General features: G+C 73.6%; 16 protein-coding genes. 14 read left to right on the plus strand and 2 right to left on the minus strand.

Features of this window, described 5'->3' with window-relative positions; all coding sequences use genetic code 11:
* Positions 1–9 precede the first annotated feature (9 nt).
* The 13 genes from GA0070213_RS22315 to GA0070213_RS22375 all read left to right on the plus strand — a co-directional run bounded on the left by GA0070213_RS22315 (position 10) and on the right by GA0070213_RS22375 (position 14,934).
* Positions 10–663 (plus strand): hypothetical protein, encoded by a 654-nt coding sequence (locus tag GA0070213_RS22315; RefSeq protein WP_217628644.1) that lies wholly within the window; start codon positions 10–12, stop codon positions 661–663.
* A 450-nt stretch (positions 664–1,113) separates the two neighbouring features.
* Complete coding sequence (locus GA0070213_RS22320; protein ID WP_091068082.1) at positions 1,114–2,118, plus strand: hypothetical protein; 1,005 nt, start codon at positions 1,114–1,116, stop codon at positions 2,116–2,118.
* Positions 2,115–2,657: a hypothetical protein gene (locus GA0070213_RS22325; RefSeq protein ID WP_091068086.1), complete on the plus strand. Its 543-nt coding sequence runs from the start codon at positions 2,115–2,117 to the stop codon at positions 2,655–2,657. Before GA0070213_RS22320 ends, GA0070213_RS22325 begins: the two co-directional genes overlap by 4 nt.
* The gene (locus GA0070213_RS22330) at positions 2,654–3,205 is read left to right on the plus strand and encodes a dCTP deaminase (protein ID WP_091068090.1); all 552 of its coding nucleotides are present in this window, start codon (positions 2,654–2,656) and stop codon (positions 3,203–3,205) included. Before GA0070213_RS22325 ends, GA0070213_RS22330 begins: the two co-directional genes overlap by 4 nt.
* Positions 3,202–5,688: a dCTP deaminase domain-containing protein gene (locus GA0070213_RS22335; RefSeq protein ID WP_091068096.1), complete on the plus strand. Its 2,487-nt coding sequence runs from the start codon at positions 3,202–3,204 to the stop codon at positions 5,686–5,688. Before GA0070213_RS22330 ends, GA0070213_RS22335 begins: the two co-directional genes overlap by 4 nt.
* Positions 5,685–6,893 carry a hypothetical protein gene (locus tag GA0070213_RS22340; RefSeq protein ID WP_091068099.1) on the plus strand — a complete coding sequence of 403 codons (1,209 nt, stop codon included), beginning with the start codon at positions 5,685–5,687 and terminating at the stop codon, positions 6,891–6,893. Before GA0070213_RS22335 ends, GA0070213_RS22340 begins: the two co-directional genes overlap by 4 nt.
* On the plus strand, positions 6,890–7,660 hold the full coding sequence (locus GA0070213_RS22345) for an HAD hydrolase-like protein (RefSeq protein WP_091068103.1): 771 nt from the start codon (positions 6,890–6,892) through the stop codon (positions 7,658–7,660). The genes GA0070213_RS22340 and GA0070213_RS22345 overlap by 4 nt, the downstream gene beginning before the upstream one ends.
* The gene (locus GA0070213_RS22350) at positions 7,657–9,270 is read left to right on the plus strand and encodes an alkaline phosphatase family protein (protein WP_091068107.1); all 1,614 of its coding nucleotides are present in this window, start codon (positions 7,657–7,659) and stop codon (positions 9,268–9,270) included. Before GA0070213_RS22345 ends, GA0070213_RS22350 begins: the two co-directional genes overlap by 4 nt.
* Entirely contained in the window at positions 9,267–9,920 is a 654-nt protein-coding gene (locus GA0070213_RS22355) for a metallophosphoesterase family protein (RefSeq protein ID WP_091068112.1), read from the plus strand. Before GA0070213_RS22350 ends, GA0070213_RS22355 begins: the two co-directional genes overlap by 4 nt.
* On the plus strand, positions 9,917–11,107 hold the full coding sequence (locus tag GA0070213_RS22360; RefSeq protein ID WP_091068117.1) for an ATP-grasp domain-containing protein: 1,191 nt from the start codon (positions 9,917–9,919) through the stop codon (positions 11,105–11,107). The genes GA0070213_RS22355 and GA0070213_RS22360 overlap by 4 nt, the downstream gene beginning before the upstream one ends.
* 18 nt (positions 11,108–11,125) lie before the next feature.
* Positions 11,126–12,358: an ATP-grasp domain-containing protein gene (locus tag GA0070213_RS22365; protein WP_091068120.1), complete on the plus strand. Its 1,233-nt coding sequence runs from the start codon at positions 11,126–11,128 to the stop codon at positions 12,356–12,358.
* Positions 12,355–13,590: an MFS transporter gene (locus GA0070213_RS22370; protein ID WP_175441436.1), complete on the plus strand. Its 1,236-nt coding sequence runs from the start codon at positions 12,355–12,357 to the stop codon at positions 13,588–13,590. The genes GA0070213_RS22365 and GA0070213_RS22370 overlap by 4 nt, the downstream gene beginning before the upstream one ends.
* Positions 13,591–13,593: 3 nt before the next feature.
* Complete coding sequence (locus GA0070213_RS22375) at positions 13,594–14,934, plus strand: hypothetical protein (RefSeq protein ID WP_091068130.1); 1,341 nt, start codon at positions 13,594–13,596, stop codon at positions 14,932–14,934.
* Here GA0070213_RS22375 and GA0070213_RS22380 read toward each other — a convergent pair.
* Complete coding sequence (locus tag GA0070213_RS22380; RefSeq protein WP_217628645.1) at positions 14,865–15,503, minus strand: TetR/AcrR family transcriptional regulator; 639 nt, start codon at positions 15,501–15,503, stop codon at positions 14,865–14,867. The genes GA0070213_RS22375 and GA0070213_RS22380 overlap by 70 nt on opposite strands.
* A 70-nt stretch (positions 15,504–15,573) precedes the next feature.
* On the opposite strand from GA0070213_RS22380, the gene GA0070213_RS22385 reads away from it, so the two are divergent.
* Complete coding sequence (locus GA0070213_RS22385) at positions 15,574–16,704, plus strand: MFS transporter (protein WP_217628646.1); 1,131 nt, start codon at positions 15,574–15,576, stop codon at positions 16,702–16,704.
* 114 nt (positions 16,705–16,818) lie between these two features.
* Here the strand turns inward: GA0070213_RS22385 and GA0070213_RS22390 are convergent, their stop codons facing one another.
* A complete protein-coding gene (locus GA0070213_RS22390; protein ID WP_245716506.1) occupies positions 16,819–18,504 on the minus strand; it encodes a DUF1996 domain-containing protein in 1,686 nt (561 codons plus the stop codon).
* Between the last annotated feature and the right edge of the window lie 45 nt (positions 18,505–18,549).

Genomic DNA, 18,549 nt, shown 5'->3' on the forward strand with positions numbered 1-18,549 from the left:
GGTTCTCAGGTGGCGTTCGAGGGATTGCGCAACCGCCACGCGGCCTGGCGGGTGCGCCCGGGCAACGGGCAACCGCTGCCGCGCTTCCGCTGGTGGCAGCTGCTGAGCAGGTCGGTGCGCACGCTGACGCTGCGCGCACCGGACGGCACCACGCCGACCTACGCGGTCGACGTCCGCCAGCTGGGTGATCGCGACGACGGCGCGGTACGCGCGCGGCTCTACCTCGACGGCGCGCTGGTCTCGCTCTCGACGATGCCGGCTCGTTTCCCCGTCCCGGGTGGTCACATCGAGGTCGCCGTCGGCGCCTACGGGCTACGACGCTGCCACTACGTGCGGGTCGACGGCACCGCGACGCAGTTGGTGCCCCACCCCGCCTCCGCCGAGGGGCGACGCGCCCGCCTGCACCGCACGCACCCGGGCCTGAGTCGCCTCGTCGGCGCCGTCTCGACACTGCTCGTGCTCGTCGGGATCTGCGTGGCCGTGCCCCAGCTCGCCGAGACGATCTCGCACGCTCCACCCGTGGCGGATGCGCTCGGGACCTTCGATCTCCCGGTGCGCGTCCCGCCCGCGGTGAACCTCGCCGCCGGCCTCGCGGCGGTCGCGGGCAGCGCCGAGCGTGCTCTGCGCCTGCGTTCGAACTGGGTCGACTCCCTCGCGAGCTGACCACGAGAAAGTCACCGCCCTCCCCGGGGCGCCGCCGCGACGCCCGCCGCTAGGTTCCCCATGGCGGTCGAGGGTACGAAACCCGTCGTAGCGTGGCCGGCGCCGGATCGGCTGGGCGGACGCGGCTCCGTCACGGACTCCGTCTCGAAATATGGGAGATCGGCCGACGCTCCGAACGGGAACCACCGTGCTGAGTCCCACCATTCAGGATTCCCATCGGCGGCACTTGTGCGTCCACCAGGGATCCGACCTCGGGTGCTCCACGTCACATTGTTGCGGCCAGGGCCCGCTCGTATCGTCTGCCGGCAAGCTGAGCGACAGCGCACCGTCGCCTGTTGTTCACTGTCGGGCAATGTTGCCATCCGCGAGAGCAACGGGGGCTCACGCATGGGTATCGCTGTCTATTCACTCGATTTCGGACTGGCCACGGTCCACCTGGACTGCCGTCCGTTGGCGGACCACGAGGTGGTCCGCCGGGCGCTCGCCTTCTTCGGCTCCCATGCCACCGTGTCGGCATCCGCCGAGGTGCCGGACCAGCCGGCCGAGGCGGTGCTGCGCTGCGCTGAATGGGAGGCCGTCCCGGCGGGTTGGCGTGCGGCGGCGACCACCGCGGTCACCATCCGGCGCAGCAGTGCCGCCGCGTTCAACCTGCACGGCCTGCGCGGCCACGTCGACGGCGCCGACGTCGTGGTCTGCCAGGACACCACTACCGCTCTGCGGCTGCGCGACGGCGTCCGCTCCGCGGACCTGTACCTCGGCTCGGCGTCGTTCGTCCAGCTGGTCGAGTTCGTCCGGGACATCGTGCTGAAGGCGGCCGAACGTACCGGGGCCGTGCAGGTGCACGCGGCCTGCGCCGCTCGCGACGGAAAGGCCGTCGCGATCGTCGGGGCCAAGGGCGCCGGCAAGAGCACCATGTTGCTCGATCTGGTCGGCCGGCACGGCTTCCGGCTGGTGTCCGGCGACAAGATCCTTGTCGAGCGGACCGACGAAGGCCTGACCGTGCGCGGCTGGCCGGACTTCCCGCACCTGGGCGTGGGCACGATCGTCGGTCATCCGGCACTGGCCGCCGAGGTCGCCGCGCTCGGGCACGACCTCGACGCGGCCGAGCCGCAGCGCAAGCTGTTGCTGGATCCCGAGGTGCTGGAGCGGGCCTTCGGCCTGACCTACCAACCGGGGGCGGTGCCGTTGTCGGCGGTGGTCCTGCCGGAGGTCGCCCGCGGCGGCGCGGGAGAGCTGTCCGTCCTGGCCCACCCGGACCTCGACGAGGTGATGCGCCACGTCGAGCGCACCGCCGACAACCGGTGGATGAGCTGGCACGCCTTCCGCACCTCGGTGCCGGCGGACGTGTCGGGCCGCGCGGAGGCGGCAGTGCGTGCGGGTCTCGCTCGGCTCGACTGGTGGCGGTCGACCGGACGGGCGCCCTATCCGGGCGCGGACAAGCTGGTGTCGGCATGAGGGTCGCGTTCATCGGCCCGACCGGCTCGGGCAAGTCGACCTCGGCCGAGCTGGTCGAGGAGTACGCCGCGGCGCGGGGCCGGACCACGGCGCGGATCAAACTCGCGGACCCGCTCTATCGGCTCCAGCAGCAGGTGTACGCGGCGGCCGGGCGCTCGATCGAGCCCTACGCGCAGGACCAGGTGCTGCTGGAGGCGTTGGCCGGAGAACTGCGCCGGATCAATCCGGTCAGCCTGGCCACCGACCTCCTGCGCCGGTTGGAGCGCACCGACGCCGACATCATCGTCAACGACGACCTGCGTGACCCGCACGTCGACGCGGTGCGGCTGCGGGCGGCGGGGTTCCGGGTGGTGCGGGTGCGCTGCGCCGAGCAGACCCGGCTGCGCCGCCTCGCGCGGCGCGCGGACGTGGCTGCGGTACGGCACTCCGCGACGACCAGCGAGATCGACCTGATCGAGACGGACCACGAGATTCTCAACAACGGCAGCGTCGCCGAGTTGCGCAGCGCTGTCGAGCAGATGTTGGAGGGCCTCGGATGATCCTCACAGGTCAGGAGATCGAACAGCAGGTGGCCCAGGGCCGGGTCGTCATCGACGGGTTCGACCCCGCCCGCATCGAGCCGAACAGCTACGGATTCCGCCTGGCCGACACGCTGCTTCGCTACGACGACGGCGTGCTCGACCCCGCGGTGCCGCCCCGCTACGAGCGGCTGGTCATGGACGACGGCGGGCTGGTGCTGGAGCCGCACCGGTTCTACCTCGGCTCGACGCTGGAGGCGATGGGTAGCGAACACCACGCGGCCACGCTCTACGCCTGCCGGTCGGTGGCGACGCTGGGCATGTGGATCCAGTTCTCCGCGCCCCTGGGGCACAGCGGTGCGATCTTTCCGTGGACGCTGGAGATCACCGTCGCACAGCGGCTTCGGGTGTACCCGGGCATGGTGGTCGGCAAGATCGCGTTCTGGGCGCTCCAGGGCCAGCCGCACCGGTACGCGGGCAAGTACACCGGATCCCGCAGTGTCGTGCCGTCGCGGCTGGCGCAGGAATCCGTGCACGCCGGCCGTGAACTGGTGGTGACCGGGCGATGATCCTCACCGGACCGGAGATCAGCCGGGAGCAGGCCACCGGGCGCATCGTCATCTCGCCGTTCACGCCCGAGCAGGTCAATCCGAACAGCTACAACTTTCGTCTGGGGCGGAGGCTGCGCGTCTACGTGGCCGCCGAACTGGACCCGCGCCGGCCCAACGAGTTCACCGAGATCGACATCCCGGACGAGGGGCACGTGTTGGAGCCTGGCCGGCTCTACCTGGCGCACACCGAGGAGGTGCTGGGTAGCGAGTTCTACGCGCCCACCTTCGCGGCGCGCTCGTCGGTGGCCCGGCTCGGCCTGTTCATCAACCTGTCGGCGTGCCTGGGCGACATCGGCTTCGTCGGCCAGTGGACGTTGCAGCTGTACGCGGTGCACCGGGTGCGGGTGTACCCGGGTATGAACATCGGCCAGATGATGTGGTGGCGCCCGGCCGGTGAGATCGCCCTCTACGACGGCAAGTACCAGAGCTCGGCGGGTCCGCGCTCCAGCGACATCCACCTCGACCTCGACCGGCAGATCGCCCGCGGCCGCTTCCCGGGCCTCCGCACCCGGGTCGAGGCGGGGACGGTCGGCAACAAGTTCGCCCGGCTGGCCTGGGCCAGCAGCCGGGTCCCGGTGCCCGAGGCGTTCGCGGTCCCGGCCACCGAGCTCACCGCCGCCGTGCCCGCCGACGCGATGCGACGGCTCCAGCAGGTCTTCGAGGAGCTGCGCGCGACGATCGGGTCGTCGTTCCTGGAGTCGACGGCGGAACTGGCCGACATCGCGGGCGGCCTACGGATGCCGCCCGCGGCGCGGGAGATGCTGAGGACCAGGCTGACCGACGTGTTCGGCCCGGAGCCGTCCGCGCGCTTCGCGGTGCGCTCGTCCGGGCTGGCCGAGGACTCCGCGCAGGCGAGCTACGCCGGCGCGCACCTCACCACGCTCGGGGTGACCGGCGTCGACGAGGTGATCGAGGCGGTCGAGGCGGGCTGGCGCTCGTACTATGCGGCTCCGGCGGTCAGTGCCCGGGTCCGCGCCGGTGACTTCGACCCGCAGCCGCGGCTGGCGGTCGTGGTGCAGCGGATGGTCGACGCCCGCCTCGCCGGGGTGGCGATGACCGGCCTGACCGGGGACCCCGAGCGGGTGGATGTGGAATACCGCGAAGGGCTGGGTGACGTCCTGGTCGCCGGGGCAGACGCCGCGCTGCGCGGCAACGACCTGGCGGCGGTGCCCACGGCCCACCGGCCGGTACTGGCTCGCGTGCACGAGCTCGTCGGGGCGTTGCGCGCCGAACTGGGGGAGGACGTCGACGTCGAGTGGGCCGCCGACGACGCCGACGTGTACGTGTTGCAGGTCCGCCCGGTCACCGCCACCGTCTCCCGCCGCTCGTCCGCCGGGCCGGCGGTCGAGGTGGTCCGTCTCTACACCGAGGATCCGCCGGCCGGGGCCGACCTGCAGGAGGTGTCCGACGTCTACGCCGGGTACGTCGCCAAACGTGGGCCGGCGTACCGCCTGGCCGCGGCGCAGGAGGTGCCGACGGCGCCCGGCTGGCTGTTCGGGTTCAACGCCGAGGGCCTCGCCGGCGAGGCCGGTGCCATGGCGCTGAAGCAGGCGCTCTCGGTCGGCTCCGCTGCCGAGTGCGTCCTGGACCTGGGCGGGAACCTCCGCCAGATCATCGTCGACAAGGACGAGGTGGCGGCCCGGCTGGCCGAGGTCGCCGAGCCGGGCCACGTGCGCTACGCCGTGGTCCGTGACTTCCTCCGCGGTGACCTGGGCTTCATCTCCCGGTTGAGCGGCGACGGGATGGTCGTGGAGTACACCCCGGAGGGGCTGCTCGCCCTGAACCGAGGCACCGCGGGCGCCCAGCGCGTCGTGGTACGGGACCTGGCGGTCGGGCTGGAGGTCCCCGGTAACGTCGAGGCTCCGGCGCAGGCCGCCGGCCTGGTCCGGCACCTGCCGACGATCGCCCGGATGACATCCGCGATGCAGGAGTGGACCGGGCCGGTGACGGTCGAGTGGGTGTACGCCCTCGGCCAGCCGTACTTCGTCGACTTCTCCGCCCTGCACGGCGACGTGCAGCTGCTGGCGGCCGACGACGAGACGATCTCGGCCGGCGTCGCCCACGGACCGGTGCTGCGGCTCGACGACGCCGCCGACGACGAGTGGCTGCGGCGGCTGTCGATAGGTCCGGCCGTGAGCATCGACCGCAGCCGCGACGTCACCGACCACGAGGGGCTCGCCCGGATCCTCGGCAGGGTGGCGGCGTCACCCGAACCCGCGATCGTCTACGCGCGCCGGCCGTACGCGGTGCTGGCGGTGCTGATCGGGCAGGTGGCCGGGTTCGTCTTCGAGGAGGCGTCCGCGCTCTGTCACCTGGCGATCCTGCTGCGGGAGGCGCGGGTGCCCGCGGCCGTCACCACCGTCCCGCACGCCGCGGCGGCCACCGCTGTGGTGTCCAACGGTTCCGTCACGCTGCGCCGGGTACGAGGCGGTAACGCGTGAACACGGATGAGCGCTGGTTGGCCTTCACCGGTGTGGATCTGCTGGACGGCACGCGGGCGCCGGGCCCGGACGAGGTGGTCCTGCTGGCCCGGCTGCCCCGCGCCGACGCGGCCGGGCCCGTCAACACCGTCGTGCTGGAGTGGGCGGCCCTGCCGGCGGTGCCGGTCGTCGCGGTCACCGCCGACGGCAGACGTACCCGGACGGTCGACGTGCCGGCCGCCGAGCTGATGAGCGGGGTCCGGGTCGGCCCGGCGCTGACCGCGCTGCTGTCCGAGCTCGACCCGGTCGCGGCCCGGCGCACGTACGCGCCGAGCTTCCAACTCGGCCCGGCCGGGACCGGCGCGGTCCACGTCCACAGCCGCATCCGGCTACGCCGCGAGGACTGCTGCCTGATCCGGATCACCGCCCAGCCCGTCCCGACCACCGGTGTGCCGCGGCTGGACTGGCTGCCCCCGGCGGTGGCGGCGCACGCCGCCGAGGCGGTGTTCCTCAACAACCACCACTGCTACTACCGCAAGTGCTTCGCCGACCGTGAGTTGGAGTACAAGTACACGCTCCGTCCGCCGGTCGACATCTGGGCGGCCACCGCCCGGCTCTACGATCGGCTGCGCGCCGGTGGCCTGCCCGGCTACCTGATGGAGTACGCCGACGAGTTCCAGACCTGGGACTATCTCAATCACCTGTTCGAGGTGCCCGCTCCCGCCGACGAGCAGGGCTACGTCTCGTTCATCCCGTCCACCGACGGTCGTCACCTGATGAAACGCAAGTGGTTCGCCGAGGACTCGTTCGAACGGCGTGAGGAACACCGCAAGGGCGTCGTGACCGGCAACGACCTGGGTCGGTTCGTCGCCGAGCAGCTCGGGTTGCGGGCGCGGCGGCTGCCGACGTTCCGGCGGGTGCGTTACGACGTCAACGTCGAGTCGGCCCGTACCGGCCACGTGTACGGCATCTTCTTCGACCATTGCTCGCTGGTGGCCGATCCGACGGTGGTGCTGTCCCAGTGCGAGCTGGAATACCTGCGCACCCGTAGCGTGCTGCCGCCGGACGAGGCCGCGGTGCGGGTGGAGCTGGACGAGATCGCCGCGTGGCTGGAGGCCTTCCTGGCGGAGTCCGGCCTGCCGAACGAGCGGGGTTACTACTCCAAGCTCAGTTTCCTTCGAGACGTCGTCGCGGCTCGGCCCGAACTGGCGGTGGTGCCCGGATGACCCCGACCGCTCTGCTCATCGACATCGAGGGCACTGTCGTCGACGCGTCCGGGCCGATCCCGGGCGCGGTCGAGGCGATCGCGCGGCTGCGCGCGGCCGGCGTACCGATGCGGTTCCTGACCAACATCGACGGTCGCCCGCCCGCCGCGGTGCGGGAGACGCTGCACGGCCACGGCGTCGCGGTCGCGCCGGAGGAACTGTTCACTCCGATCGTGGCGGCCCGCCGGGTCCTGGCCGCGCCGGACACCCGGGCGTACGCGCTGGTGTCGACCGCTGTCGCACCGGCGTTCGCGGATCTCGTCGCGCCGCGGGGCCCGTACACCCACGCGCTCGTCGGCGACTGCGCCGACACGCTCGACTACCGCCGGCTGGACGACGTGTTCCGGGCCGTGCGCGGCGGCGCGCAACTGCTGGCGTTGCAGAAGGGCCGGTACTACAAACGCGCCGACGGCGACCATGTCGACACCGGCGCGGTCGTGGCCGGGATCGAGTACGCCGCCGGCGTCACCGCGCAGGTGCTGGGCAAGCCCTCGCCGCACTTCTTCCAGCTGGCCCTCGATTCCCTCGGGCTGCCCGTCGAGGCGCGGGCGGCGGTGCTGGTCGTCGGCGACGACGCGACGACGGACGTGCGCGGAGCGCGCGACTGCGGTCTCGGCGCGGTCCAGGTGCGCACCGGCAAGTACCCGGAACAGGCGGCCGCCGGGCTGGTGGGGCAGGCCGACCTGACCATCGACTCGCTGGCCGACCTGCCCGCGGTGCTGCGGTGACCGTCTACTGGGTGGTCTGGGACGCGGGCGCCCGGTGGCTGGTCGACGGCCTGGACGCGCGGGGCCGGCTGCCGAACGTGCGCCGGCTCCAAGCGGCCGGGGTACGCGCGGCGGCCCGCCCGGCGCGCCCGAACTGCCAGACGCCTCCGTCGCTGGCGACGCTGTTCACCGGCACCCCCGCGCACGTGCACGGAGTGACCGGGTTCCGGGTGCCGGACCGGCGACGGTTCGGCGCCTCGCGCAGCGGTTTCGACCCGGCGGTCTGCGCGGTGCCACCGATCTGGCGGCGGCTGGGCGTGCGGTCGGCCTTCGTGCACGTCCCCTGGGTGTTCGACCCGGACGGGCAGGTCGGCGCGTACGTCGACGCGGCGGTGGAGGCCTTCAGCGGACGGCTGGCCCGGCACGCGGTGCTGCGCCCGAGCCCGGGCGGCGTGCCGCTGGTCGACGCCCTGCCGGAGGCGGCGATGGTGACGGCGGCGCCCGGTGGGACGGTCGTGACCGGACCGTCCGGGGCGGTCCGGGTCACGGACAGCTGGGTCGAGGTCGATCTGGGCGGCGGGCTGGGCTGCCACGTCCGGCTGGTGTCGCGGCCGGACGGTGGGGTGCTGCTGCGGACCGGGGTGTGGCGGACCCGGTGCGCCGGCGGTGACCCGGCGCTCGTGCGGCTGCTGCGCGGCCTGCCGGCGTTCGCCGGTGAGAGCGCGGGATCGGTCTACCGGTCGGGAGACCTCGGCGTCCGGCTGCCCGAGGGCGGCGACGGCGCCGCCGAGGAGCTGCTGCTGTCGTCGCTGGAGCCGGCGGCGCGAACCTTCGCCGTCGCCGCCGACGTCGTGCTCGACCGGCACCGGGCCGATCTGGTGGTGGTGTACCTGCCGATGACCGACGACATCGGGCACGAGTTGGCCGGCTGGGTCGACGCGTCCGGCCCGGGCTACCGACCTGAGCTGGCCGGGCCCGGCTGGAACCTGCTGGCCCGCGCGTACCGTACCGCGGACGCGATCCTCGGCCGCGTGCTGGACCGGGCCGGTCCGGACGACACGGTCCTGCTCACCGCCGACCACGGCATCGCGGGGACGACCCACGACGTCTACCCGAACGCGGCGCTGGCCGCGGCGGGCCTCGCGACACCCGACGGTCGCGGCGGGGTCGATCCGGAGCGTTCGGCGGTGGTGTTCCACGCCGCGGGCGACGGCTCGCTGTGGGTCAATCCCCGGGTACGCGCGCAGGACCCGGCGCGCCCGTGGCTGCGTGCGGCCGTCGACGTGCTGGCCGCCACGGCCGGCCCGGCCGGGCAACCAGTCCTGGTCGGGCTGGCCGACGGACGCGGCGACCCGGTCGGCGAGCCGGCCGGCCGTGACCACGTGTACTGCCGGTTCGCCGCCGGGCTGATGGCACAGCCGCGCCTGCCGGGCAACGGCACGGCGTACGCCCCGACCCGCAAGTCCGGCGGGCACCTCTCCAGCGACGGCGATCCACGGCTCGACGCCGTCTACGCGGCCGCGGGTCCCGGCCTGCCCACCGGCGTGGACCTGGGCCGCATCGACAACGCCGAGATCGCGGCGGTGGTCGAGGGGGCGCTGTCGGCCGTCCATGTCCGGGCGGGGTCATGAGGGCTGTCGTCCTGGCCGACCTGCACGGCCGGCTCGACGCGCTGCGCGACATCGTCGCCGCTGCCGCCGCGCATCGCCCGGACGCGCTGGTCTGCGCGGGTGACCTGCTGGACTGCCTGATCTCCAAGACCGCCGCCGGACGGCCCGGCCGGCGGCTGCCCGAGGTGGTGGCCGTGGACCACGAGCTGTGGGACGCCGCCGCGAACCTGACCCTGGTGCGCGGCAACCAGGAGGAGCGGATCGCGCGGTTGCTGGCCGGGACACCGGTGCCCGGCAACCTGCGCCTGATCCTGGACCAGCCGCCGGCCCGGACCGTCGGCGTGGCCGAGGTCCGCCACGGCCACGGCTTCACCTGGCAGCGCCGGCCGGACGGGTGGTGGCAGCCCGGCGCCCGTGACCTCGCCAGGCTCCGGGCGCCGGTGACCATCTACGGGCACAACCACCAGAACGCCTGCTACGAGCTGCACGCCGACGGATCGCTGACGCCGCGCCCGATCGTGTTCGGGCAGCCGCTGCCGTTGTCGCCGGCCCACCGCCACCTGGTCAACGTGGACGCGGCCCGCCGCGAACCGCCGTCCTACGTGGTCTACGACGACGACGCCCGGACCGTCACCTATCACCGCCTGGCCGGCCGGAGGGACACCCCATGAACCCGCCCCGGGTGCTCGTCGTCGGAGGCAAGGCCAAGAACCTCGAGGCCGCGCGGCGGGCCGGATGCGACGTCGTGCACGTGCAGCACGTCGCCGCGTTCACCCCCCGCCACGCGCAGGCGTGCGACCAGGCCCTCCTCGTCGACTACACCGACCTGCGGGTGACGCTGCCACTGGTGGAGACGCTGCACCGTCTGGCGCCGCTGGCGTACGCGGTGTCGTTCACCGAAGCCGGGCTGGTGCCGGCCGGTGCGCTGCGCGACGCGCTGGGCCTGCCCGGTCCGTCCGCGGCGGTCAGCGGGCTGTTGCGCGACAAGGCGGCGATGCGCCGCGCGCTGACCGGACACCCGGTCCTGGACCACCCGGCGGCGGTCGCCACGACGGACGCCGACGTGCTCGGCTTCGCCCGGGGCCGTTTCCCGGTGGTGCTCAAGCCGATCGACGGGGCGGGCAGCCGCAGCATCCAGCGGGTCGAGCGGGCGGGCCAGGTGGGCCCGGCGGTGGCGGCCATGCACGCCGCCGGCTACCCGACGTTCCTGGCCGAACGGTTCGCCGCCGGCCCGGAGTACAGCGTGGAGGCGATGTCCCACCGTGGTGAGCACCAGATCCTCGCGATCACCGAGAAGTTCGTCGGTCCCGGCCACGTCGAGGTCGGACACGTGGTGCCCGGGCGGCTGTCCGAGGCCGCCGCGACGGCGGTGCGCGAGGTCGTCGCCTGCTTCCTCGACGCGGTCGGGGTCGGCGACGGACTCTCGCACACCGAGGTGATCGTCACCCCGGTGGGCCCGGTGGTCGTGGAGTCCCACGACCGGGTCGGCGGCGACCGGATCAGCGAACTGGTGAGCCTGGCCACCGGCGTGCATCCGGTGGAGTCGCTGTTCCGGCTGGCCGCGGGCACGGCCGCGTGGCCGCTGCGCGGTGAGCCGGTAGCGCCGGCCTGCGCGATCTGGTTCCTGACCCCCGAGCCCGGCCTGGTCGAGCGGGTCGACGGGGTGGACGAGGCCCGGGCGCTGGCGGGTGTGGTCGAGGTGAGCGTGTCGGTGGCCGCCGGCGACCCGATCGCACCGGTGACGTGCAGCGCCGACCGGTCCGGCTGGGTGGTGGCGACCGGCATCGACGCCGCCGAGGCGGTGGAACGGGCCAGGCGGGCCGCGGCCCGGGTCACCTTCCGGCTGTCCGCGGCCTGAGCGACCGAGGGGGACGTCATGGCGACGAAGCGGCGCCTGCTCGTGCTGAGCGCCCGTCCGGGCGTGCAGCGCTTCTGCGCCCGGGCGGGCATCGACGTGACGGTCGTGTACGACGACCGCTCCGCGGGGTCGCTGGACGGGGCCGTCCCGCCGGGCGAGCAGCGGCTGTACGTGGAGCGGTTCAACGACGCCGAACTGGTGCGCAGCGCGCTGGCCCGCGCCGGCGCCGAGCGCTTCGACGGCGTGTGCACCACGCATGAGAAGGGTGTGGTGCTGGCCAGCCTGCTGGCGGCCGAACTCGCCGTCCACCGGCCGCTGTCCACCACGACCGCGGTCGCCTGTCGCGACAAGCACCACCAGAAGTCGCTGCTGCACGGACTTGTCGACACCGCCCGCAGCACACTCGTGCCGGACATCCGGCGGTGGGACGGCGATGTCCCCGCGGACCTGGTGCCGGGTGTGCTCAAACCGGTGCTCGGCGCCGCGACCCGGCACACCTACCGTCTGGACGGCCCGCTGGACGCAGCCGCGGCGCGGGCGGCGGTGCTCGCCGACCCGTCCTGGCAGGCGCCGCGCACCTTCGTGGTGGAGAGCTTCGTCGACGGCGTCGAGCACAAGGTGGACGGCTGGGTCACCGGCGGACGGGTGCGCTTCTTCGCCGTGTCCCGATACCTGCGGCCGTGCCTGGACATCAAGGACGGCGCGCTGCTGGCATCGGTGGCGCTGAGCCCGGCGGCCGCGCCGGACCTGTACGCGCGCGCCGGGCGGATGCTCGACACGGTCCTGCCCCGGCTCGGGCTGGGCGACGGCGTGTTCCACCTGGAGATGTTCGAGCGGGCCGACGGCACGCTGGTGTTCGGCGAGTGCGCGGCGCGCGTCGGCGGTGGGGTCACCGTCGATGTGCTCCAGGCGATGTTCGGTGCCGATCTGTACGCGGCGGCGGTGCTGATCGCGCTGAACGAGCGGCCGGCCGTGCCGACGGGGGAGGCGGCGTACGGCGCGGTGGGCAGCACGTTCCTGCCGTCACCCGTGCACGACGTGCCCGCGCCGCGGGAACTGGCGGCGTTGCCCGGCGTGCTGGCGGGGCGCTACGAGGTGGCCGGGGGCAAGAGCGTGGACGTGCGCAAGAAGACCAGCGCCCGGGCCGGGTACGCGATCGTGGTCGGGGACGACGCCGAGCAGGTCGAGCGGCGCATCACCGACGTGGTCGGGTGGGCCCGCAGGCGAGTGCTCCGGGGGGATCCCCGGTGACGGCAACGGTCACGCCCGCCCAGCTCAACCCGTTCCGGTTGCCGTCCTACCGCCGCTACCTCGCCGGGACCACGGTCTTCTCGATGGGCAACGGGGCGCAGTTCATCGCCGCGAGCTGGCTCACCCTGAAGCTGGGCGGCGGCGCGGAATCGGTCGCGATGACCCTGGTCTGGACGACCGTGCCGGGCATCCTGCTGGCCCCGTTCATCGGGGTGATCGTCGACCGGGTGAACCGGCGGCGGCTGGCCACCCTGGTGAGCGCCCTGCGGGCGGTCGCGCTGTGCCTCGTCCCGGCCATCGCGGCGACCGGCACGCTGGAGCTGTGGCACGTGTACCTGACGGCCGCGTTGGTCGGACTGGCCGACCGGGTGTACCGGCCGGCGACGCAGGCGCTGCTGGCCGAGGTGGTGCCGGTGGCGGGGCTGCTCCGGGCGAACAGCGCGGCGTCGGTCGGCACGCAGGTCGGCGCGGCGGCCGGTGCGGCGCTCGCGGGGCTGCTCATCACGGTGATCTCTCCGGCCGACGTGATCCTGGTCAACGCCGCCGGGTCGGTGTTGTCCGCGGTCTGTGTCGGTGCGATGAGCGGCGGCGGCGCACACCGAACCGACCGGGGTCGTCGGCGTTACCTGGACGACGTGCGTGACGGCTGGCGCTACATCGTCGAGCACCCGCACATCATCGTGATCAACATGACGGCACTGTCGCTGCTGACCACGCTGCGCACGATCAACGTGCTGCTCGCCCCGTTCGTGGACCGGGTGCTGCACGCCGGGTCGCAGGGCTTCGGCCTGATCGACTCGTCGTACGCGGTGGGCGCGATCGTCGGCGCGAGCCTGCTGCCGTTCGTGGTGGGCCGGGCCGGGCGGCCGAAGGTGATGCTCGGCAGCCTGGCCCTGCTGGCGGCGGCGCTGACGGCGTTCTCGTTCGCCGGGAACGTGCCGACCGCGATGGCCTGCTACACGCTGATCGGACTGGGCTTCGCCACCTACGGGCTGTTCGTGACGATGACGCAGGAGCAGGTGGCGCTGGACTACCAGGGCCGGGTGCAGAGCCTGTTCCAGGTCCTGTTCGGGGTGGTCAGCCTGGCCGTGTACGTGGTGACCGGCAACCTGGCCGAGATGTTCGGCGAGCGGGTGCTCTATCTCAGCCAGGCGGTGATCATGCTGGCGACCACGGCGTACGCCTGCGCCATGATGCACCATCTGACCCTCGTCGCGTCGCGGGAGGACTGACCGATGCTGTCCGATGTGGTCGCCGCGTATGCCGCCGGGCAGCGCGCCGGAGAACTGCCCAAGGATCTGTCCGGTATCCCGGTGTCGACACACTTCCGCCGGGCCCGGCAGGTCGACCCGCTGGCGTCGCGGCCCTTCTTCGTCGACCGGGCCGAGGCCGCGCGTACGGCCGACGCGGTGCGCAGCGTGTTCGGACTGCTCGACGAGCTCACCGGGGTGGTCTTCGGCGGGGACCGGCGCGCCTACGGCCGGATGCTCGGTCTCACCGAACGGCAGATCGACCTGGTCGAGCGCACCCACCGTGGCGGGCCGGCCGTGTTCTGCCGGGCCGACCTCTACCACGACGGCACCTCGTTCCACCTGCTGGAGATGAACGCCAGCAGCGCGCTGGGCGGCATGTACTTCACCGAGCTCAACCGTGGGCTGCTGGGCGACCGCGGGTTCGCCGCGTTCGCCGCCCGGCACGGGTTGGGCTTCGTCGACCCGGTCGCGTCGGTCGCCGCCGCGGTTCGCGGCTACCTCGGCCGTCCGGACGCCCGACTGCGCGTGGGCCTGATCGACTGGCCGTCGAGTTTCGTCGCCTCCGAGCCGAACCTCAGGGCGGTGGCGGCGCTGCTGGCCGAGTCCGGCATCGAGGCGTACGCCGGACACGTCGGCCAGGTCACCGCGGACCCGTCCGGGTTGAGGCTGGCGGGTGTGCGGCTCGACGCCGTCTACCGCTTCTTCACCCTCGGCGAGATCGAGCGGACCCCCGGCGGCTACGACCTGGTGGAGCCGCTGGTGCGGGCGCACGAGGAGGGGACGGTCCCGTTGTTCCTGCCGCTGTCCCAGTCGTTGTACGGCAACAAGCGCAGCCTGGGTCTGCTCTCGGCGGAACTGGACCGGCTCGCACCGGCCCGGACCGCGGCGGTGGCGGACCTGCTGCCCTGGGTCCGCTCGCTCACCGACGGCGAGGTCCGTGTCGGGGGAGCCTGGCGCGACATGCTGGCCTACTGCCGCGAGCACCGGACGGAACTGGTCCTCAAGGGCGCGGCCGGTTACGGCGGCAACGCCGTGCTGCCGGGTTGGAGCACGGGTCGGCGCGAGTGGGAGGCGGCGCTGTCGGCGGCGCTGCGTACCCCGCACGTGGTGCAGCGGCGGGTGCGGCCGGCCCTGCACACGGTCGATGACGCACCCTGGTCCGCCGTGTGGGGGCTGTACGTCGTCGACGGGTACGCCGGTTGTCGCGTGCGGACCCGGCCGCGGGCCGACGCCGACGTCATCGCGCTCGCTTCCTACGGCGCCTGTGTCTTCCACCGCGAGTCGGCGCCTCCGTCGACCGGCGCTACCGGGGGCCCGTCCTGAGCGGCCGCGCCGACGAGGCGTTCGGCCATCGTCCGTGCCGCGCTGAGCAGGTGGTCGTGCCGGTCGACGCCCCGGTGGGCCACCCCGCCCTCCAGCAGCAGGAACAGGTGGTCGGCCGTCGCGTCGGGGTCGTCGACCTCACCCTGGAGGAGTTCCGCGAGCCGTCGGCGTACGGCCTGCTTGTGTGCCCGGACGACGCGGTGGGCCGGATGCCCGACCGGTAGCTCACCCGCCGCGTTGAGGAACGCGCAGCCGCGGTCCGTCGCCAGCGGGTCGCCGAGGTACGCGTCGAAGACCGCCAGGACCCTCGGGGCCCTGGCCTCCGCGATGCGCTGTTCGAGCCGGGCCCACCAGGCCTCGTGCCGAGCCTGGAGGTAGACGGTGACCAGCTTCTCCTTGGAGCCGAACCGGTCGTAGAGCGTGCGTTTGGTGAGGCCCGACTCGGCGGCGATGGTGTCCACCCCCACCGCGTGGATGCCCCGGCGGTAGAACAGCTCCGAGGCGACCTGGAGGATCCGCCGCGCGCCCGGGGTCAGCGTCGGCACCCGCAGGATCTCCTCGCGTGTCAATCGGTGCTCCCTCTCCGACGGGCAACTTCACAGGTCAGTGTACCGTGGTCGGATGGTGGTACACAGATCTGTGAGATTGGCGACGCTCGGGCTGGCCTGGGCGGGCCTGTCGTTGGTCGCGGTCTGCTACGGCCTCGCCCGCTTCGCGTACGGTCTGTTCGTCCCGGTCTTCCGGGCGGAGTTCGGCCTCGACGCCGCCGCCACCGGCGCGATCGCCGCCAGCTCCTACGTCTCCTACTGCCTGGCGATCGTCGTCGCCACGGTCCTCACGCCGCGCCTGGGCGGTCGGGCCCTCGCGGTGCTGGCCGGGTGCGCCGCCACGACCGGCACGCTGCTGATCGCCGTGGCGCCGAACGCCGCCGTGCTCACGGCGGGGGTGATCGTGGCCGGGTCCAGCACCGGGGTGGCGTCGCCGCCGCTGGCGCACGCCGTCGCGCACGCCGTCGCGGCGCCGGTCCGGAACCGGACGCAGACGGTCGTCAACGCCGGAACCGGCGTCGGGGTCGCCGTCGCCGGTCCGATCGCGCTGCTCACGTACGGGCACTGGCGGGCCGGGTGGTTCGTCTTCGCGGTGGTGTGCGCGGCGGTCACCGGGTGGGTGGCCCGGGCCGTGCCCGCCGCGCGATCCGGTGGTGGGCCCGCTTCTCCGCTGCCCCGGCCGTTGCTGCCCGCCGGGAGCGGGCGGCTGGTGGCCGCCGCCGCGCTGACCGGCGTGGCGAGCGCGGCGACCTGGACCTTCGGTCGCGACCTCCTGGTCACCGTCGGCGGGATGGGCCAGCGGCCGGCCACGCTCGCCTGGGTGCTGCTCGGTGCCCTGGGCGTGCTCGGTGCGGTCGCCGGTGACCTGGCCGGGCGGCTCGGCATCGGCGGGGCGTGGCTGCTGACCACGTCGGTCCTGGCGGCGGCCACCGGGCTGCTGGCCGCCGTCCCCGGCGAGCCGGTCGTCGCCGGTGTCGCGGCGGGCGCGTTCGGGGCCGCGTACATCGCGCTCACCGGGCTGCTGCTGATCTGGGGAACGCGCGTCTACCCGCGCACGCCCGCCGCCGGTGTCGGCGTCGCGTTCCTGGTCCTGGCGCTGGGGCAGGCCGCCGGCGCATCCCTGGTCGGCGCCGCGGCGGAGGCGGTCGGCCTGCGGCCGGCCTTCGCGGCCGCGGCGCTGGTGGCCGTGCTCGGTGCCGCCCTGCGCCCGCGTCGGTGGTGAACCCTTCCCCGATTGCGCAGGACGATGCCGAGGGCGGTGGACCGGTCGGGCCGACCGTCCGGGCGGGCCGGCTGAGCCGGTGCTCCGCCCCGACCGGATCATCCGCCGGACGGACTATCGGCAGTTCCTGCCGCTGTTGAGGCAGGCGGCGATGCGCTGCATGGTCCTGGTGGAGTTGACGTTGACGAAGTCGTTGTGATCGGAGAACGGGTTGTGGTTCTCCTCGGGGAAGGAGTCGAGGGCGTACCGGCCACTGAGCTGCACACCGCGCGGGATGTCGTAGGAGACGGTGATGCGCAACTGCGGGATCGCGGTGAAGCCTCGCGGGCAGGCGCCGGTGGCCCGGTCGGCGAAGGCGACGTGGTCCCGGTGGTTGGCGCTGTCGGTGTTCCGGCCGTCCCAGCAGCCGGGGAAGTCCTGGACGCGTTGGACCTGGCGGCCGGCGGGGCAGATCGGGTACTTGTCGGAGAGGCGGTCGCCGAACCCGGAGCAGGTCCAGATGGCGCGGGCGTTCGCCGGGCCGCGGCTGGTGGGCTTGGCGTCGCCGGTCAGCTCGCGCAGGAACCTCGGCATGGGTACGACCTTGCTGACCGGGTTGCCGCGGTACTCGATGACCACCGCCTCCGGGCGGAGGATCCGGCCGGTGTTGTGGGGCAGTTCCAGGTTCGGGCCCTGCGGCTCGGGCAGCGGGCTCGCGCTGCTGGCCGGCGGCGTCGCCGGCTGACCCTTGCCCTGGTCGACGGAGCACCGGGCGAGCGCGTCGAGGCCCTGCGGGCGCGGGCCGTCGCGGCCGATGGCGATGGCGATCCGGTCGAGCACCGCGGTCCGCCTCGCCCGCAGCGGACCGAGGACGGCGTTCTCCACGAAACCGGCACCACCCTCGCCGCGGCTGGTGACCAGCCGCTGGTTGGCCTCGGAGACCTGCCGGTCCAGCTCGGCGAGCGCACGGTCGACCTCGGCGAGAGCCTGCCGCGGCACGCCTGGTAGCCGATCCCGGACGGACGGGCAACTCACCTGCGGGGTCGCCGCGCTCGCGGCTGCGGTGTCCGTGGTGTGCAGGCTGGCGTGGATGCCGTCGTAGCTGACGTCGCAGTCGGTCAGCGAGACCAGGCCGGCCGGTGCCTGCCCGCCCGCCGCCCGGATCGTGTCGCCGAGGCCAGTCAGCGTGGCCGCCCGACGGACGCGAAGCCACTGCAGCACGTCGTTGTTGAGCCGGACGTCGACCCCGCGGGTGCCCAGGATGCGCCGGTCCGCAGCGGCTTCGAGCCGGTCGAGCTCGGCGAGCCGACGGTCCACCGCCGCCCTCGCCGGGACGGGTACGGCGGGCAGACGGTCACGGACCGCGGGGCAGGTCACGGTGCCCGAGGTGGCGGCCAGCGCCGCGCGGACGTCGCCGCCGCCGGAGCGTACCGACCGGTCGATGCGCACCACCGGCCAGAAGTACGAGGACCTGTCCCCGTTCTCGCACGTCGTTCCCGACGCGGCGAGGTCCGCGTCGGAGGAGTTCGCGGTGATGGCGAGATTGCCGACGAAGTCGTGCACGTGCTCGGCGCCGTTCTTCACCCCCGGTTGGGCGACCGGGTTGTCCGGGCTGAACTTGCCGGTGCGGTTGGTCCCGCAGTCGACGGTGAACCGGCCGGTCGACGCCTTCGGGTCCAGCGGCGGACGGGCCACGTTCGGCCGGACCCGCTCGATCGCCACGAACGCCGACAGGCTGGTCGCCGCGTCCGCGGTGCCCCTGCCGCCGCCGGAGACGAACGTGGCCGTCAGCACACCGCTCGCGGCGAGAACCACCGCCACCAGGGCCAACCTCGTGGTGGTGGAGGTCGTAGCAGGTGACAGTCG

This window comes from Micromonospora humi (assembly GCF_900090105.1).
GTDB lineage: Bacteria > Actinomycetota > Actinomycetes > Mycobacteriales > Micromonosporaceae > Micromonospora > Micromonospora humi.

Coding starts and splice junctions, on each gene's coding strand:
- GA0070213_RS22325 (WP_091068086.1), top strand. CDS start 2,115: ATGAGGGTCGCGTTCATCGGCCCGACCGGCTCGGGCAAGTCGACCTCG.
- GA0070213_RS22330 (WP_091068090.1), top strand. CDS start 2,654: ATGATCCTCACAGGTCAGGAGATCGAACAGCAGGTGGCCCAGGGCCGG.
- GA0070213_RS22335 (WP_091068096.1), top strand. CDS start 3,202: ATGATCCTCACCGGACCGGAGATCAGCCGGGAGCAGGCCACCGGGCGC.
- GA0070213_RS22345 (WP_091068103.1), top strand. CDS start 6,890: ATGACCCCGACCGCTCTGCTCATCGACATCGAGGGCACTGTCGTCGAC.
- GA0070213_RS22355 (WP_091068112.1), top strand. CDS start 9,267: ATGAGGGCTGTCGTCCTGGCCGACCTGCACGGCCGGCTCGACGCGCTG.
- GA0070213_RS22360 (WP_091068117.1), top strand. CDS start 9,917: ATGAACCCGCCCCGGGTGCTCGTCGTCGGAGGCAAGGCCAAGAACCTC.
- GA0070213_RS22365 (WP_091068120.1), top strand. CDS start 11,126: ATGGCGACGAAGCGGCGCCTGCTCGTGCTGAGCGCCCGTCCGGGCGTG.
- GA0070213_RS22375 (WP_091068130.1), top strand. CDS start 13,594: ATGCTGTCCGATGTGGTCGCCGCGTATGCCGCCGGGCAGCGCGCCGGA.